Raw genomic sequence first — 16,777 nt, forward strand, 5'->3', positions numbered from 1 at the left:
ACTAGAAAGTAAAAAAATACAAATCATTCAATTTTATATAAACTAAAAAAATGATTAGGAGGAGTACTATGACCGGACTCGTTGCCGTCATTATGATTTTCTCAATTCCCATTATCGCCATTATCACAGACCACTATAAGACACAAGCTAAAATCAAACATAAAATGATTAAAGACGAAATTGAACTTGAAAAACTGAAACACGACAACTTTGTGATAGAAACACAAAAAATGAAGCTTGAACTTGAGCAGATGAAGCTTGAAGAGGTAAAAGACGAGACTAAGTTTATGTGATTACTAAAAAAGACTGTACTCATTTCTTATAAAATGAGTACAGTTCTTTAAGGTTTCCATACCTTATTTATCATCAACAATAATATACGTTGCTTTCACAGGTCCATGAACACCTACAATTAAATTCATTTCTATATCGGCACTATTACTTGGTCCTGATATAAAATTCACACAAGAAGCTACAAGCTCCCCTTTTTCGATTTTATCGTGTATGTCTTTTGCCACTTGAGTCATTCTTGGCACAATCGTACTTTTTGGAATAATCGCTATATATATTGCTGGGAGCAAGCTAACAGAGCGTCCCTTTCCTTGATCACTATACAAAACGACTGTTCCAGATTCTGCAAGTGTTGCATCGCTAAACGTAATGCCCACATCAGCAGTCGAGGATAAGCTTAGATTCTCTTCACCCCTATCACGATCCCATTTATGAACGCTAATATCATCTATATTTAATTCATTACTGAGAGGGGCTAACCCATACTCATTAAATCTAGGGTCATCCCATGTAACAACCGATTTAGCCCCATATTCCTTAATTAAATGGGTTATGAACGTTGCAAGTTCGGAAGTGGTCGTTTCATGTACATCTGTGTGAATGAGTTTGCATTGTTGCTTTAACACCTCTACAAGCTGGTCTTTAGAATAATCTTTAAACACTTCCCATTGTGGATTTTGATTCCATTTAGGCTTCTCAACACTGGACCGACGCTCTCTGCCAAGATGATTAGCAAGATTATTTAAAAAATGAGCGCGATGATGAATTTCACCTGTAGTCATCTTCATTTCCCTCTTTCTTTCGATTTTTATACCAATCCCTAAATCGGTCCTTTTTCGGTGCTGGGAAATCACGAATTTCCGTCCAATTTTTCAATGGTCCAGGTCCATTCGATATTTTGTCATCCTTTGTAAAAGGAGCTAATGTTGTTGGCGCTAATTTTGAACCAATATTATACATGACAGGCGATGCGGATCCCATACTAAATGCTTTCATTGATAAATTTTCAAAGACTGGTGCTTTCCCCTCTTTTTCAACGATTTCTTGGCGGTGACGAAGTAAATGTTCATGTAAAGGAATCTTCACTGGACATGCTTCTGTACATGCTGCACACAATGTGGATGCGTAGGGAAGTTCTTTATACTCCTCATATCCGCCAAGAAGAGGAGAAAGGACTGCTCCGACTGGTCCAGGGTAGATCGATCCATAAGAATGACCGCCAACATGTCGATAAACTGGACAAACATTGATACATGCTGCACATCGAATACAATGGAGAATGGATTGAAAAGCGGTTCCTAAAATTTTGGAGCGGCCATTGTCAACGATAACAAGATGGAATTCCTCAGGTCCATCCACTTCTCCTTCTTGTTTGGGACCAGTTAATGCTGTAATATAGCTTGTCAATTTCTGACCCACTGCTGCACGAGTCAATAAACTAACCAGTACCTCCATTTCCTCCCAAGTAGGAACAATCCGCTCCATTCCCATAACCGTAATTTGCGTTTTTGGCACAGTTGTAACCATTCGTGCATTTCCTTCATTTGTTACAAGTGAAATCGTCCCAGATTCGGCAATCGCAAAATTACAGCCCGTAATTCCGATATCAGCTTGCAAGAATTCCTCTCTAAGTTTTTCTCTTGCAAACAGAGCGAGCTCCTCAGGCTTTTCACTCTTGTCATAACCTAGTTTATTTTTGAAAACATCACGAATCTGTTCTTTATTTTTGTGTAATGCTGGTGCGACAATATGTGATGGCGGATCATGATCATCTACTTGCAAAATCCACTCCCCTAGATCACTTTCAACCACCTCGCATCCAGCCTTTTCAAGTGCTTCATTCATGTTGATTTCTTCTGTTACCATTGATTTAGATTTTACGACTTTTTTTCCTTTTTTGTTTTTAATTACATTTGTAATATAGTCATTCGCCTCTTCTGGCGTTTCTGCAAAAAAGACATGTCCACCACGATTGGCTACATTTTCACTTAATAGTTCTAAATAGTAATCTAGGTTTTCAATTGTATGTGAACGAATTTCTTCCCCAAGCTTTCTCCATTCTTCCCAATCTCCTAGATCTTCCGCCGCCTTTAACCGACCATTTCGTAAACGTTCCTGTGCAGAAGATACGGCTCCCCGCATGAACGAATCGCCAAGCCCTGACGATACACGTTCTTTAAAGGGTTCATTCCCTATTTTCATAGCCATATCGATTTCCCCCTCTCACTAAGAGTCTTTCTTATCTACTATTTAATACAGAAGCGATATGCATCACTCTAATCAGTTTATCTTTCCGTTCTATTCTCCCTCCAATATTCATTAAGCAGCCGCAATCGGCACCAATTAAAATCTCAGCCTCTGTCTCTTCTACATGCCGAACCTTTTCATCGACCATTTGTTCAGAGATAGGTGTCATCTTAACAGAGAAGGTTCCCCCAAACCCACAGCAATCATGGTTATGTGGAAGTGGATTCATTTCTAGCCCTTTAACATGCTTTAAAAGCTTCATTGGAGCTTCCTTGACACCTAGGAGTCTAGTCATATGACAAGAAGTATGAAACGTTGCTTTTCCCTTTAATTTCGCGCCCACATCTTCTACTCCTAACACCTCAACAATAAACTGGGTAAGTTCATATGTTTTATCCGCCAATTCATTAGCACGACTTTCCCATTTTGGATCATCCTTAAAAATATGAGGATATTCTTTAAACATCGTTCCACAAGAACCAGACGGTGTGATGACATAGTCTGATTTCTCAAACACTGAAATCATATGTTTCATTGATTCTTTCGCTTTCTCTACATATCCACTGTTATACGCCGGCTGTCCGCAGCAGGTTTGCTTCTCTGGAAAATCGACCTCACAGCCAAGCTTCTCAAGCAATTCAACCGTATCCTTTCCAACATCTGTTTGAAAAATGTCTATTAAACATGTAACAAATAATGATACTTTCATAGACCCCTCACCTTTTCTGGAGAAATTCCTATATAAATAACTATGATTTAAGTGTATGACTATATCCACGACAAGTCAACAGGTCATCAGATGACTTTCTTCGTTTGCTAATAGTATTCCTATTCAAAATTAAATAGACTGTTTCTAGGCTCTTCATCTGCAAAAATTCAATCAAGGAGCTGTCCCATAACCAAGGTGTCAGGATCACAACCTCACTATATAGAGGAAATTCTAAATTACATCTATATGTGAAGTGGCTCCTGCCCTCTTATGTGACAGCTCCCTATTAATATCTAATCTGTTAGGCTGTTTCTTTCATTTTCTCCCTATCTATTTGATTTTGTTTTTGTCCCTTTACAATAGAAATGAAAATAAATAAGGCTACTGCAGCGAGGATGATCGTTCCGATATTAAAACCCAAACCATTGATGGCTACATAACCAATTCCTCCAGCAAAAACAACATAAAATGTCATCGGGATTAGAGTTTTTCTAATTAAGTTCCCCTCTTTCCCCATTAGCCCTGCTGACGCAGAAGCCGCCACAACATTGTGGACGCAAATCATATTACCAGCGGCACCTCCCACTGCTTGGAGGGCTACAATGGTTGCTGGAGCAGCAAGAATATTATCGGCTACTCCAAATTGAAATAGCGAAAACATCATATTACTAATCGTATTACTACCTGCAGCAAATGCTCCGATTGCTCCAATGGTAGGTGCGATCAGCGGCCAATAGCTCCCAAACATATTAGAGATCCCTTCTGCCAATACAAGTGGCATACTTGCATATTCTGCTGCGTTGACCCCAGAATTAATGAATACTTGAACCATAGGGACAGCAAAAATTAGGGCTGCCATTGCACTAACAATAGTCTTAAAGGAATCTTTAACAGCACGCCCATAATCTCTTAAATTCATTTTGTATAAGAAAATGGCAATAATCGAAACAAGAATAAAAATCGTCCCTGGTATATTTAAAGGTTTACTTTCGACGGTAATAGCCGTACCGAAAACGCTTTCAAATGAAATCACCCATGATTGAATCCAAGATGAGAACGGTAAATAATCAATACGTGTCACTACTAATAGAACAGCTACTAATAAATAGGGTGTCCATGCTTTTAAGAAAGAAATCGTTTTCTTCGGTTTTTCCGAATTGTCGATGGTAAGGGTTCCTGTCCATGAAGGATTCCAATTAGAGGAATGATCAAAATCCCATGTACGTTTCGGTACAAACCATCCTTTTTTCGCCGCAGGAACAACAATGGCTAAACCAACCAATCCACCGATTAAAGATGGAAATTCAGGCCCGAGAAGATTGGCGACAAGTGCATAAGGAATCGTAAAGGCTAGCCCTGCAAAAACAGCAAACTTCCAAACCGCTAACCCTTCTTTAATCGATTTATTTTTTCCAAAAAAGAATGTCAGCATCGTTACCATAAATAACGGAATGAAAATACCAATAATTCCATGAATAATCCCAACTTGTCCACCAATCCCATTTATATATGCTTCAAATGTGGTTCCTTGCTCAGCCACATATTTTTGCACTAAAGGAGAATCCTTTAATCCTGAATTCACTCCAATTAAGATCGGGGTTCCGACTGCTCCATATGAAACCGGAGTGGACTGTAAGATAAGAGCGACCATAACAGCTCCCATAGCTGGAAAACCAATCGCAACTAAAAGTGGTCCAACAATCGTGGCAGGTGCCCCCCACCCTGCTGCCCCTTCAAGAAATGAGCCAAATAACCAACAAACAATAATTGTCTGAATGCGTCGGTCTGAAGAGATGCTAGTGAAGCCTTTACGAATGGTAAAAATAGCACCGCTTTCCTTTAACGTATTTAATAAAAGAATCGCCCCAAAAACGATGACAGCCACCTCTAATGCCGTCACAACACCCTTCACACTAGCTGCAGCTACCTGATTGCCTGGTACCTTCCAAATAAACATCGCCATAAGAACCGTTACGACCAATGATAAAGGCATCGCTTTTTTCGCCGGCCATCTTAAAACAACTAGAAAAAAGAAAACGGAAACAATAGGCATAACGGCTAATAATGCTAATACTCCAATACTCATTCTTTTATTCCCCCTCAAAAAGTCCATTTTTATCTTTAATTAATCATATTAACAGGTCATCAGATGACTATCTTGTTAAGTAAAAGTATAAATAAAACGTTTTCATAAAACAATGGAATTTTCGAAATTTTTATAAAAGAAGAGTGGAGAATCACATATCGGCTGAAAGCTACAACTATGTATTGAGGGTTGTAAAGTAACAATTAAGCTATTTCATTTTAAGACATTAAACAAGCTTAAGGGACTGTCCCAAAGGCAGAAACCATATGTTCGTCAATAATATAAGATACTACCTATTAAATTGATGATTCCTGAATCCTTTTTATTCGTACTCTACAAATTAACATGTACAAAAATCGAAAAGTTGCGCATTACCAAATTTAAGACTAGGAAAAGGGAGCTGCTGAAAAAGAGCAAATCCAGAAAATTTACATAAAAACGTTATTTTTCAATATTTCAAAAAACAAAATAAGCCGTCTGATAGTAGATTGACTTACCAGACAGCCCTTGAAATATGGTGTTTAATTTTTGATGAATACACTTCCCTGTACTCTAAAATATAACAATAAAGAAGCTAATCTAAATCTTGTAACATAATCGTACCGGATCGTGAATATCAAATTTAGAAAATAAACACTAACATTTAAATACCCCTTACCCTATTTATTATTTATGAATGGATTGGTATGTAAATCTCTATCTCTTCCAAATCATTTTCAATTGGATGAAAGGTCTCAATAATATAGGATCCTAAGTTTTTCTGATATCCATGTTCATCGGACCATTTAATTAATTGCAGATGAAGGTCACCAACATCAGTTATTCTTCCCCTAGTAGTTGCATACTCCTGCGATATTTCAATATATTCCATACCAGAGGGAACTTCATTTAATGCATCATGAACAATCATTCCAACATAATAGTAACCCTCTATGTGGTTTTCATCCCTTTTTGGTTCATAGAGTGCAATTTCAGTATTAGAATGATTTTGAATTTCACTGGCTCTACTCAGAAATTGTTGAGCAAACTTAGGTACCTCACTTCCGTAGTTCGCAAAAGCCCCCTTGTTTTTCATCCCAACAACTTTAAAATCCTTTTTTACTTTTTTGCATTCCATCATAACACCCCCACGTAAATGTATTCGTTAACTAATTCTATAAACCAATAAAATTTTCCTTTTGATCGACTTATATTTACTGCACATCCCCTTCTAAATGTATTCAAGAATCTGGCCTATTTGTTGAATAATTAGTTTAAAAGGTTATAAGTAAATAAGGTTGAATAACACTCCATCCCATTAACACCCTATTGCTGAAGAACATTTCAAGTTGAATTCGTTTTAGAAAACAGATTGTTCCTTCTTGAAGAAACGCATCCGCTATGAACAAAATATCCTCTACGATATACTTTGCTAACTCTTCGTCGCTAATGTCATCTCCATCAATATCGAGACGAAATTCCTGCCCTTGTATTCCACCGCCATTAGTAACACTCTTTTATCCATTTTGAATCCACCTTATGCTAGTTTTGGGTAGATCATTAAATACCTACTCTAGTTAATAAAAAAAATATTCCTGAATTTATCTGCACGTTTGTTGAATAAAAGTTTAAAAGATTTTGAGAATGTAGTGGTTCAAGCAAAGAAATACGGAAGATTAAACACCCAACAGAGAAAACAGTTTATGTTGCTGGAGATACGGTGTGGTATGATACAGTTCATGAAGTAATCGACACACATAAACCTGAAATTATTGTAGTAAATGCTGAAGATAATCAATTCTTTGAAGGTAGCTCTCTTATCATGGGGAAAAATGATGTCTATGAAGTGTAAACGGGTGTCCTAAAGCAAAAATATTGCTGTCCACATGGAAGCCGTGAATCACTGGTATTTGTCCAGAGGGAAATTGCAAAGCTTCGCCAAAAAAAAGGGATTTCTCCTAACGTTTTATTACCCAACTGACGGTGAATCATACTCATTTTAAGAGAAGTAACAGACAGAAAATTATAATTCTGTCTGTTTTCAATTTGAGACGAAGGGACAGGCACCTTGCCCCAGGAAAAGCAAGAGGTTCAATAATTATGAAAAAGGGAGAGTTACCTGTCCCCTACTTACTTTGAAAACGATCCATTTCTATATAAAAAAATTACGATGAATGTTGGACAAGTGTCCTAGCCATCGCAATAGAATGCTCAGTTGCTCTTTTCTTAGCTGATAATGAGTAAGTAAGTTACACAGTAGTTTGCTTATACTTTACGAAGCACTTTTTTGTTTTTTCCATTTTAAATTATTTGATTAAGTGTTATCTGCTTTCTAAAAAGAGTTCGAATGAACGCAAAATGAGGGAATATCTTAATTTATTAGCTTATCGAATATCCTAATCATTTAATCCCTTTCCATCGAGAATTTGCTGCATATATTTTTCAACCCTTGACTCTCGAGTTTTGGATTGTTTGGCATTAGAAAAATAAAGAATGTATGCTCTTTGTCGTCCTGGTGTCAAAGCTTCAAAAGCAGTTTTTAAGGCAGGGATTTCATCGAATTTATTTTGAAGTTCTTCAGGAATGGTGAACTCTGTATTCTTTTTCACTTCCAAACCGGCTTTTTCAACTTCAATGGCTTCATAAATATAAGCTTTTAAGATGGTTTCCATTTCAACTATTTCTTGAACATTGGTAAACCGAATCTGACGCGCTGCCTGAACATTCTCTGTTTGTTGGACTAGAATCCCATGGGGATCCTTTAATAAGGCACCTTTGTGAAACAGAAGCGCACAATATTCTTTAAATCCATGTATTAAAACGATGTTTTTGTTCTCAAACATGTAACAAGGATGCATCCACTTAATATCTTCGCTCAGGTCACAGTCAAGAACGATATTTCTCAACGTCTCAAATTCACTCTTCCATTTTTTGGCTTTTTTTAGAAATCCATCAACCTTACGATTCTTTCTACTATTTGTCATCAGAACACCCTCTCTCCAATTTTTCGATCAGCTGACAGTCAAAAATGATCATTCTCAATTGCTCCAATTCTTTCTGTCACTTTTTGAATATACATCAACCTTGAATCATTTTCCATGCCTCACTTGCAATCTTACTTAATCGAGGTAAATCATTTTTCTTCAATATCCATTAGTATTCATTCTCAACTAATACCCAATAAAGGCATCCTTTTTGATATTCCGTTTTGAAATATTATGATCTTGTAAATAAATAGAAATAGAATCCACCATTGACTTCGATCCTGCAATAAAGTATTTCCCATTGTTCTTAAATAAGGTGGTAAACTTATCTATCTCCTGATGCAAGTCATTCCTTGAATCAAGGTAAGTTACATTTATTGAAGTATTGTTAGCAATTCCATCAAGTTCATCTTTATATACATATGACTTTTTGCTATCAATGTAGAGTAGATTTATTTGTTTCGCGACTCCATTCCCTTCTGCCTCTATTTGTTTTAGTATCGACCGAAATGGTGTAATTCCAATTCCACCTGCAATCAGGAGTGATGGACTGTTATCTTTTAGATAAAAAGACCCAACAGGCCCACTCATCCTAACTCTCATTCCCTGTTTTAATTCTAACATTGCTTTCTTAAATTCACTTGGGTCATCACTAATACCCATTGTTATTTTAACAACATTCTCTGAGGGAGCAGATGCTACACTGAATGGTCGAATTGGCTTTTTTATAGACTTATGAGTAATACTAAATAAACCATGTTGCCCTGCTTTCCAGGTTAAATCTTTCTCTTTTTCAAATAGAAAGGTATATACACCTTCAGATTCCTTATAGTTTTCTAAGAATAATAATTCTCTCTTTTTGAGTATTGGTAATATATCTTGAATAAAACCCATTTTCCGATCTCCCTTTTTTAAATTAACTAACCATATTTTTCTGAAACAGTATACATTTGCTATTGTCGAATTCTTCGAAAGAGCAGTGGCTTTCTCCCTGTCAATATGCTATTGGGGATGCTACAAGTGAATAGATGAATAGGGACTCCACCTATACATTTCCCTTTTTTCAAAAAGCAAACGGCTCAGTCCTATACTAAGCCGTTTGCTTCTTCCCTCTTCGTTAGCTAAACTAAAAACAGGTTTATAGGTTCTTACTTTTCCTCTAACTTTTTTTTAGATCTTCACATATTCGCCCAACCATATTCCGCACCATTGAAATGCTTGATCTTCTTTTTCGAATCCCGTATGTTCAAGGTGTAAGTAGGTTATTCCATCCTCTTGTTTCAATGTCCATGTGACTATAGTGTTTATCGGGCCGCCTACCCAAGTATAAGATAACTTATAAGGCTCATCTACTACTAATACTTCACAATCTACAATTAAATTCCACTGATCATTTTAGAATTGACAATTATGTCCTACGATTGGGTTAAAGTTATTTTCCATTACCCATTTAATAAGCCATTTTTAGGAAATATCCCCTCCTAAGGATTGAAATCCTAGATTTCGTAAAAGGCTTTTGATTGATGAATATCTTTTACACTTAAACTTATAGAGAAAGCACATAGTCTCATATTTCCTCCTCATAAAAATTTAATAATTCCGAAATTTTTTCGCATAAATTAATTGTACATCATTACTTTCAAGAACACATCACAGTTTATCCAATTTTTATAAGGTAAAACCAAAAAAGGGCGCAATCCTCGCTCGGAAATAATTGGATTTTTTGTAGGTAGGTTAGTTTTTAGGGGAAAATAAATCCATTCCCTTTCACTCCTTAAAATAAAAAAGGGCATAGGGACTATCCATGTCCCTATGTTCCTTACTATCGATATTTAATCGCAACATTCTTCAGCTGTGTATAATTCTTTAAGGCCACTAGTCCTTTCTCCCGGCCAAAACCGCTCTTTTTATAGCCTCCGAATGGCATTTGAATGCCTCCACCTGCGCCATAATTATTAATAAATACCTGCCCTGATCGTATTCGATCAGCCAGCCTGTGAGCCTTCCCTATATCTTGTGTCCAAATTCCTGTAACAAGTCCATAATCTGTACCATTGGCGAGTCGAATGGCCTCTTCTTCGGACTCAAAAGAGAATACAGATAAAACTGGTCCAAATATTTCCTCTTGGGCAATGCTACTATCAGGTGATACCCTATCAATAATTGTCGGTCTTACATAATAGCCATTTTCAAAGCCTGCTATTTCCACACGCTTGCCGCCTGTAACGATCTTTCCTTCCTTTTCAGCTTGCTCCACAAATGCGATCACACGCTCAAACTGGTTTTTAGATAAAATAGGTCCTAAATCAGTATCTGTTTTTCCTGGCCCTACCTCCAGTTTTTCAAAGCACTCCTTAAGCAATGAGACAAAATGCTCTTTATATGTGGCCTCAACCAATAATCTTGATCCGGCTGAGCATGTTTGCCCGGCATTTTGAATGATTGATTTTGTAACCCATTCGACTGTCTTCGTTTCATCACAATCGCTGAACACAATATTTGGAGATTTACCTCCAAGCTCAAGTGTGACAGGGACAACATTTTCTGCAGCTGACTTCATAATTATTTTCCCGGTCTCCACCGATCCAGTGAATGTAATATGATTCACTTTGGGATGGGATGACAAAGCCTGTCCCGCTTCATGGCCATAACCTGTCACCACATTAAACACACCTTTTGGAAGAATGGTTTCCTCAAAAAACTCGGCAATCTTCAATGCTGTTAAGGGGGTATCCTCAGCTGTTTTTAAAACAACTGTATTGCCTGTTGCAATTGCTGCAGCTGTACTTCGTGATGTAATTTGAATCGGATAATTCCATGGAATGATATGGGCTGTTACGCCAATAGGCTCTCTTACTGTAAAATCAAGAACACCATCTTCAATTGGAATTGTCTCCCCCATCATCTTATCAGCTGCACCCGCATAAAACTCAAAATAACGGGCAGCCGCTTCGACGTCAGCGTATGCTTGTGACAGTGGTTTTCCAACATCAGCTGTTTCTAGTTCCGCCAATTCATCCCGATGCTGGCGAATTTTATTTGCTATCTCCTGTAAAATATAGCCTCGCTCATGCGGTTTAAATACCCGCCATTCTTCACTCTCAAAGGTAAGAAGGGCAGCTTGGACCGCTTCATCTACATCTTCTTTCAATCCTCTCGGAATGGTTCCAATTACAGATTGATCAGCAGGATTATAAAATGAAATGGTTTGTCCGTTTTTGCTTTTGACCCAGTTACCATTAATATACATCTTCAGTTCTTTCATGTTATCACCCTTAAGTTAGATTCCTCTTCCACCGTCGACATTCAAGGTTGCTCCGGTGATCATATGTGCTTCATCAGACAGAAGAAAAGCGATTGAATACGCAATATCCGCCGGTTTTAATAAATTGCCTAACGGAACACTCTGTTTAAAAATCGTATTCTTCACTTCATCGATATTCGCCCCATCTGCAGCAAATTGTTCGAGCATGTTTGTATCACATGGTCCAGGGTGGATTGTATTAACACGTATGTGATGATCCGCCAATTCGATCGCTAATGCTCTTGTCAAGCTTTCCGCGCCGCCTTTTGAAGTAATATAGGCTTGAAGACCCGGGCGAGGACGTACTGCGGAAATCGACGCTACATTTATGATAGAACCATAGCCTTGTTTTTTCATATATTTAGCCGCTTCTTTACACGTTAAAAAAAGAAGTGTTGTATTCACATTTAAAATGCGAGTCCACTCAGCCAAAGAGACATCCTCAATTGGTTTTGCTTTTTGGGCAATGCCTGCAGCGTTTACCAAGCCACTAATTGAACCAAATTTGGCATTCCCCTCTGCAAAAACTTTCTCAACAAAAGTCTCATCTAGCATGTCGCCTTCAAAGACTGCCAGCTGTTCACTTTCGAAATCATTAAGCATTTGTGTATTCAAGTCGGTGGCAATGACATTGGCGCCTTTATCTAACAACAGCTTAACAACCGCAAGACCCATGCCGCCGCCAGCCCCTGTAACGACAATTGATTTATGGTGTAGCCGCATTTGTATGCCCCTCCCTGATTCGTATCTTCAAATGATTTCTAATCGCTGAACCAACTTCCTTTGTTGATGATTTCCCTCCTAAATCTGGGGTGGTGACTCCAGCTGCAATGGAATCTTCGATCGCTTGTAAAATGGAGGTATGTAAGTCGGACCTTCCCAAATGCTCCACCATTAGCGCCGCTGACCAAATTTGCGCAACTGGATTTGCGATTCCTTTCCCTTTAATATCAGGAGCCGACCCATGAACTGGTTCGAACATTGACGGATAATCCCTCGATGGATTAATGTTGGCTGAAGGTGACACTCCCAGCCCTCCGACAACCGCCGAACCCAGATCAGATAAAATATCGCCGAATAAATTCGAGGCGACCACAACCTCAAAAGCTTGCGGTTTTTGAACAAAAAAAGCAGCAAGAGCATCAATATAAATCCGTTCCATTTCGATATCAGGATAGTCACTCGAAACTTCATTGACGACTTCATCCCAGAAATTCATGGAGTGAATGACTGCATTAGACTTTGTTGCACTCGTTACTTTCTTCAGCCCCTTCGAACGGGCGTATTCAAACGTGAATTGACTTACTTTTTTAATTCCTTCTCTAGTCATAACCGTATTTTGAATGGCGAGTTCCCTATCTGTTCCTTCATAAAGCCTTCCGCCGGAATTTGAATATTCACCTTCTGCATTCTCCCGGATAATAGAAAAATCAATCATCTGATTCATATCCTTAAAAGGAGTACGGATGCCCTTCAGCTGTTTGACAGGCCGATAATTAATGTATTGGTCAAATTTTTTCCGGATCGGCATAATCAACTCCCAAACCGTTACGTGATCTGGAACGCGGGAATCTCCGATTGCACCGAACAATATTGCATCAAATGCCTTAAGCCTTTCTAACCCGTCTTCAGGCATCATCCGATTGTGCTCAAGATAATAATCCGAGTTCCAGTGAAACGCAGTGACATCACACTGGAATGTCGGATCCACTTCTCCCAGCAAGCTCAGTACCTGTTCCGCTTCCTGCATTACTTCTGGACCGATGCCGTCTCCCGGCAGGACAGCAATTCTATGTTTACTCATCATGAAGCACCCTCTTCATTTAAAAAATTCAGAGCAGCCTGGCGGTATATTTCAGTTGTTTCTGCCAATTCATCAACATCGACATACTCATCAATTTGGTGGGGCACTTCACGGTCACCTGCTCCAATCGTCACGATCGGGACACCTGCAACATGAAGGAACGTCCCATCGGTTGCACCCGGAACACCGTTATAAACCGGTTCCTTTTTCTGTACAGTTTGAACAGCTTGTGCGACCGCTTTGACAACAGGGTCTTCTTTATCCGTATCAGTCCAAGGACGATCCTCAATTACTTCAAAATCCGCTTTAAAGTCTGGATCATCTTTTGCTAACCGTTCGAAAATGCTGTAGATTTCCTGTTGTAAGACTTCATGACCTTGGCCAGGTACCGTTCGAATATCAAGCGTTGTCATACATTGCTCTGGAATAACATTGATTTGCGCATCCCCTTTTACAGGTGCTTGCAATATTGTCGGTGTAATACTCGGCCAGCCGAGCGTCGGATGTTTCCCTAAACGCTCTTGCTCACGCTGTTCCAGTTTTTCTAACTCGCATATCACCTTGGCCATGCGCCAGTTTGGGTTGATTCCACTCCAGGAAATGGCACCATGGGCCATTTTTCCGTACGTTTTTAGAACGACACGCATTGCCCCCCGTTGGTTAATGCACACTTGGTTTTCTTCAGGTTCACAAATGATAGCTCCATCGACACCATCTGCCCAGCCCTGCTTTATGAAATGCTTAATTCCGATCATCATGCCTTCTTCGTCGCATGGAATACATAAAATGATTTTACCGGACCATTCTTCCTGATCCTGCAATAGGGAATGGACCGCGGTAATCATGCAGGCTAAATTACCTTTTGTATCATTTGTTCCCCTTCCGTACATACGTCCATCGATGATTTCAGCACCGAATGGATCATGCGTCCAAGATGTATGATCCCCCTCTGTTACTACATCTGTATGCCCTTCAAACAAAAGCGTTTTTCCAGGCTTTCCAGAGTCGACAATGCCGATCACATTCGGACGCCCCGGCTCTACTTCCTCTATATGAACTTCAATCCCGAGATGTTTTAATTGATCCGCCACAAAATGTGCAACCTTTTCTTCATTGCCACCTCCGACACCCGGGCGGTAAACACTTGGAATCCTCACTAAATCCTGCGTTAACGAAATAACCTTTTCACGATCTCGAGTAAATCTAGTCTGCGTGTGAGTTTCATTCATTTCTTCAAACACTCCTCTCCAGGTTTTCTTGAGCGATATAATCATTTACTGTATAAGACTTTGTCATCAAACTCACAGTTATAAAGGCAACAAATGAAAGTATGATCGGAACAACAACATTGTGCATACCAAATAGATTAGGGAAATACTGATCAACAATAATGTAAGAAGCTATACCGATTAACATGGATGATAGAGCCCCATACTTGTTGCCTCGTTTCCAATAGAGTCCCAGCACAACCGGCCAAATGAATGTTGCTTCAAGTCCGCCAAATGCAAATAGATTTAACCAGATTAATAGATCAGGCGGATTCAAGGCCATTAAGAATACTAACACTCCGAGAATGGCAGTTACACTAAAGCTTAGCTTTTTAACGGTATCAATGGATGCATCCGGTTTGATGTAATTCAAATAAACGTCCTTTACGACGGCAGAGCTGACAAGTAAAAGCAAGGAGTCGACCGTAGACATGATTGCGGCCATAGGGGCTGCTAATACGACTCCAACAAGCCAGGCTGGTAACACCTCTTGGGCAATCATCGGCATCACTTTGTCCCCTACTTCAATACCTGGTAAAATCGGGCGGGCAAATACACCGATCAAGTGCATATTTAACATGATAAATCCAACAACAATCGTTCCAATAATAAGAGCCCGGTGCATGGAACGTGAATTTTTATAAGACATTGCACGAACAGTTACTTGCGGTAAACCGACAACAGCCACCCCTACCAAAATCCAGAAAGAAGAAACATAGGTTGGACTTAAATCACCAGCTGAGCCATATGGTGTCACCAAGTTTGGGTTCTCCGCAATCAGATCTCCCATAATAGTTGAAATACCTCCGCCGGCAATGATCGTTGCAATCAGCAGAATCAGGGTACCTCCAAGCATGACAACCCCTTGTACCGCATCCGTCAAAGCGACCGCTCTAAAACCACCGATAATAACATAAACAAGAACTGAAACAGCAAATATGAATAGAGCCGTTGTGTAGTTTAACCCTGTTAACGATTCAATTAATCTAGCACCGCCAACCCACTGAGCAGCCATCGCTGAAAATAAGAAAATGATAATACTTAAAGCAGCCGTTAGCACAACCCACTTGCTCTGATAACGTTCTTTTAAGAAGTCAATTAATGTAACAGCATTATATTTCCGGGCCATGATTGCAAACTTTTTACCTAGAATCATCAAGACAAAATACCCTGTTGCAACCTGGGACATTGACAGCAGTACCCATGCTAACCCTTCGGTATAGGCGACACCAGGACCGCCAATAAAACTACTTGCACTGCCATAAGTAGCAATCATTGTCATCGCTAGTATGAAACCACCAAGCTGGCGTCCACCTAGGAAATATTCTTGTAAAAATGAGTTCTCTGTAGTTGTTTTTAATGACTTACTTGCCCAAAAACCAATGAAGAAAATAACAATCAGAAAGGCTATTAACGGTAAAATGACAGACCAATTCATGATTGCTCACCTCGATCTTCATCAAAAGGCACATCGACGAACCAAAACTTTACGACAATAATAACAAGCAGAACCATAATAACAAAGCCCACTACACAGCTGTAAAAGAACCAAGCCGGCAGCCCGAATACATATGAATAATTTTCAGGTGATTCATCACCAAGCCCATATGCAAAGGCAAACCACCAAAGAAAGTTAAATAAAGCTAAAGCTACCCCAATCAGCGCTTCCCGGTTTGCAATTTTAAACCGATAATCACGCTTTCCCCTTAGATCTTTCTCCAAATCTCCCATCTCCTTAATTATTAAGTTAAAACTTCAATATTTGAAGCTTTTAAGACCTCGCTTAAAAAATGACTCCTCGCCTAAGCACATGCAGTTGGATTTATCCAGAATGTTGTGATAGAGAGAAAATGCTCCTAATCTATCATTTTAATTAGTAAAACAATTATGAATTTTTAAATATCACTTTACATTGTAAGCAATTACAATTCATTAGACAAACAATGAGATAAAAAAAGAAATCATTTTACATTGTGTAAAGTGACAAGGGTTATAAAAAGAGCTTTTCCTTTTGTAGATTTGATAGAATTTTTCAAAAATACCCCCCCGTCAAATTTAATTATAATCAAAGAAAAAAGAGAGGACTTAAAACCGTTTTTTGTAAC

Annotated in this window: 15 protein-coding genes and 2 pseudogenes; 2 read left to right on the forward strand and 15 right to left on the reverse strand. The window is 38.9% G+C overall.

Translation table 11 applies throughout. From position 1 onward, the window contains the following. Nucleotides 1-68: 68 nt before the first annotated feature. Complete coding sequence (locus JOC86_RS04825; RefSeq protein ID WP_205168619.1) at nt 69-293, forward strand: hypothetical protein; 225 nt, start codon at nt 69-71, stop codon at nt 291-293. A gap of 63 nt (nt 294-356) precedes the next feature. Here JOC86_RS04825 and JOC86_RS04830 read toward each other — a convergent pair whose 3' ends face one another. The 6 genes and pseudogenes from JOC86_RS04830 to JOC86_RS25265 all read right to left on the reverse strand — a co-directional run. Then, nucleotides 357-1,073 (reverse strand): LutC/YkgG family protein, encoded by a 717-nt coding sequence (locus JOC86_RS04830; RefSeq protein ID WP_205170090.1) that lies wholly within the window; start codon nt 1,071-1,073, stop codon nt 357-359. Then, a complete protein-coding gene (locus tag JOC86_RS04835) occupies nt 1,060-2,499 on the reverse strand; it encodes a LutB/LldF family L-lactate oxidation iron-sulfur protein (protein ID WP_205168620.1) in 1,440 nt (479 codons plus the stop codon). The genes JOC86_RS04830 and JOC86_RS04835 overlap by 14 nt, the downstream gene beginning before the upstream one ends. A gap of 31 nt (nt 2,500-2,530) precedes the next feature. Then, nucleotides 2,531-3,247, reverse strand: a complete 717-nt coding sequence (locus JOC86_RS04840) for a (Fe-S)-binding protein (protein ID WP_205168621.1) — start codon at nt 3,245-3,247, stop codon at nt 2,531-2,533. A gap of 301 nt (nt 3,248-3,548) precedes the next feature. After that, nucleotides 3,549-5,333 carry an L-lactate permease gene (locus JOC86_RS04845; RefSeq protein WP_205168622.1) on the reverse strand — a complete coding sequence of 595 codons (1,785 nt, stop codon included), beginning with the start codon at nt 5,331-5,333 and terminating at the stop codon, nt 3,549-3,551. A gap of 670 nt (nt 5,334-6,003) precedes the next feature. After that, nucleotides 6,004-6,450, reverse strand: a complete 447-nt coding sequence (locus JOC86_RS04850; protein ID WP_205168623.1) for a GyrI-like domain-containing protein — start codon at nt 6,448-6,450, stop codon at nt 6,004-6,006. A gap of 271 nt (nt 6,451-6,721) precedes the next feature. Beyond that, a pseudogene (locus JOC86_RS25265) lies at nt 6,722-6,805 on the reverse strand (cyclase); the annotation flags it as partial. Nucleotides 6,806-6,990: 185 nt separating this feature from the next. Between JOC86_RS25265 and JOC86_RS24580 the strand changes: the two are divergent. Beyond that, nucleotides 6,991-7,315, forward strand: a pseudogene (locus tag JOC86_RS24580) (MBL fold metallo-hydrolase); the annotation flags it as partial. A 393-nt stretch (nt 7,316-7,708) separates the two neighbouring features. Here JOC86_RS24580 and JOC86_RS04855 read toward each other — a convergent pair. From JOC86_RS04855 to JOC86_RS04895, 9 genes are all read right to left on the reverse strand, one after another. Beyond that, nucleotides 7,709-8,296 (reverse strand): YdeI/OmpD-associated family protein, encoded by a 588-nt coding sequence (locus tag JOC86_RS04855; RefSeq protein ID WP_205168624.1) that lies wholly within the window; start codon nt 8,294-8,296, stop codon nt 7,709-7,711. Nucleotides 8,297-8,482: 186 nt separating this feature from the next. Continuing rightward, the gene (locus JOC86_RS04860; RefSeq protein ID WP_205168625.1) at nt 8,483-9,190 is read right to left on the reverse strand and encodes an FAD-dependent oxidoreductase; all 708 of its coding nucleotides are present in this window, start codon (nt 9,188-9,190) and stop codon (nt 8,483-8,485) included. A gap of 276 nt (nt 9,191-9,466) precedes the next feature. Then, complete coding sequence (locus tag JOC86_RS24585; RefSeq protein WP_338021733.1) at nt 9,467-9,673, reverse strand: SRPBCC family protein; 207 nt, start codon at nt 9,671-9,673, stop codon at nt 9,467-9,469. 445 nt (nt 9,674-10,118) lie between these two features. Further along, a complete protein-coding gene (locus JOC86_RS04870; RefSeq protein ID WP_205168626.1) occupies nt 10,119-11,561 on the reverse strand; it encodes an aldehyde dehydrogenase family protein in 1,443 nt (480 codons plus the stop codon). Nucleotides 11,562-11,576: 15 nt separating this feature from the next. After that, a complete protein-coding gene (locus JOC86_RS04875; RefSeq protein ID WP_205168627.1) occupies nt 11,577-12,323 on the reverse strand; it encodes an SDR family NAD(P)-dependent oxidoreductase in 747 nt (248 codons plus the stop codon). Then, nucleotides 12,307-13,404, reverse strand: coding sequence for a tartrate dehydrogenase (locus tag JOC86_RS04880; RefSeq protein WP_275583368.1), 1,098 nt, complete (start codon nt 13,402-13,404; stop codon nt 12,307-12,309). Before JOC86_RS04880 ends, JOC86_RS04875 begins: the two co-directional genes overlap by 17 nt. Then, the gene (locus JOC86_RS04885; RefSeq protein WP_205168629.1) at nt 13,404-14,633 is read right to left on the reverse strand and encodes a M20 family metallopeptidase; all 1,230 of its coding nucleotides are present in this window, start codon (nt 14,631-14,633) and stop codon (nt 13,404-13,406) included. Before JOC86_RS04885 ends, JOC86_RS04880 begins: the two co-directional genes overlap by 1 nt. A gap of 4 nt (nt 14,634-14,637) precedes the next feature. Beyond that, on the reverse strand, nt 14,638-16,110 hold the full coding sequence (gene panF, locus JOC86_RS04890) for a sodium/pantothenate symporter (RefSeq protein ID WP_205168630.1): 1,473 nt from the start codon (nt 16,108-16,110) through the stop codon (nt 14,638-14,640). Next, nucleotides 16,107-16,394 carry a YhdT family protein gene (locus JOC86_RS04895; protein ID WP_239587379.1) on the reverse strand — a complete coding sequence of 96 codons (288 nt, stop codon included), beginning with the start codon at nt 16,392-16,394 and terminating at the stop codon, nt 16,107-16,109. Before JOC86_RS04895 ends, panF begins: the two co-directional genes overlap by 4 nt. Nucleotides 16,395-16,777: the final 383 nt, after the last annotated feature.

The organism is Rossellomorea pakistanensis, assembly GCF_016908495.1.
GTDB lineage: Bacteria > Bacillota > Bacilli > Bacillales > Bacillaceae_B > Rossellomorea > Rossellomorea pakistanensis.

Excerpts from the sequence above, each read along its gene's own strand:
- JOC86_RS04875 (WP_205168627.1), bottom strand. The coding sequence starts at position 12,323 with ATGCGGCTACACCATAAATCAATTGTCGTTACAGGGGCTGGCGGCGGC.
- JOC86_RS04845 (WP_205168622.1), bottom strand. The coding sequence starts at position 5,333 with ATGAGTATTGGAGTATTAGCATTATTAGCCGTTATGCCTATTGTTTCC.
- JOC86_RS04855 (WP_205168624.1), bottom strand. The coding sequence starts at position 8,296 with ATGACAAATAGTAGAAAGAATCGTAAGGTTGATGGATTTCTAAAAAAA.
- JOC86_RS04850 (WP_205168623.1), bottom strand. The coding sequence starts at position 6,450 with ATGGAATGCAAAAAAGTAAAAAAGGATTTTAAAGTTGTTGGGATGAAA.
- JOC86_RS04835 (WP_205168620.1), bottom strand. The coding sequence starts at position 2,499 with ATGGCTATGAAAATAGGGAATGAACCCTTTAAAGAACGTGTATCGTCA.
- panF (WP_205168630.1), bottom strand. The coding sequence starts at position 16,110 with ATGAATTGGTCTGTCATTTTACCGTTAATAGCCTTTCTGATTGTTATT.
- JOC86_RS04840 (WP_205168621.1), bottom strand. The coding sequence starts at position 3,247 with ATGAAAGTATCATTATTTGTTACATGTTTAATAGACATTTTTCAAACA.
- JOC86_RS04885 (WP_205168629.1), bottom strand. The coding sequence starts at position 14,633 with ATGAATGAAACTCACACGCAGACTAGATTTACTCGAGATCGTGAAAAG.
- JOC86_RS04860 (WP_205168625.1), bottom strand. The coding sequence starts at position 9,190 with ATGGGTTTTATTCAAGATATATTACCAATACTCAAAAAGAGAGAATTA.
- JOC86_RS04870 (WP_205168626.1), bottom strand. The coding sequence starts at position 11,561 with ATGAAAGAACTGAAGATGTATATTAATGGTAACTGGGTCAAAAGCAAA.
- JOC86_RS04880 (WP_275583368.1), bottom strand. The coding sequence starts at position 13,404 with ATGAGTAAACATAGAATTGCTGTCCTGCCGGGAGACGGCATCGGTCCA.
- JOC86_RS04825 (WP_205168619.1), top strand. The coding sequence starts at position 69 with ATGACCGGACTCGTTGCCGTCATTATGATTTTCTCAATTCCCATTATC.
- JOC86_RS04830 (WP_205170090.1), bottom strand. The coding sequence starts at position 1,073 with ATGACTACAGGTGAAATTCATCATCGCGCTCATTTTTTAAATAATCTT.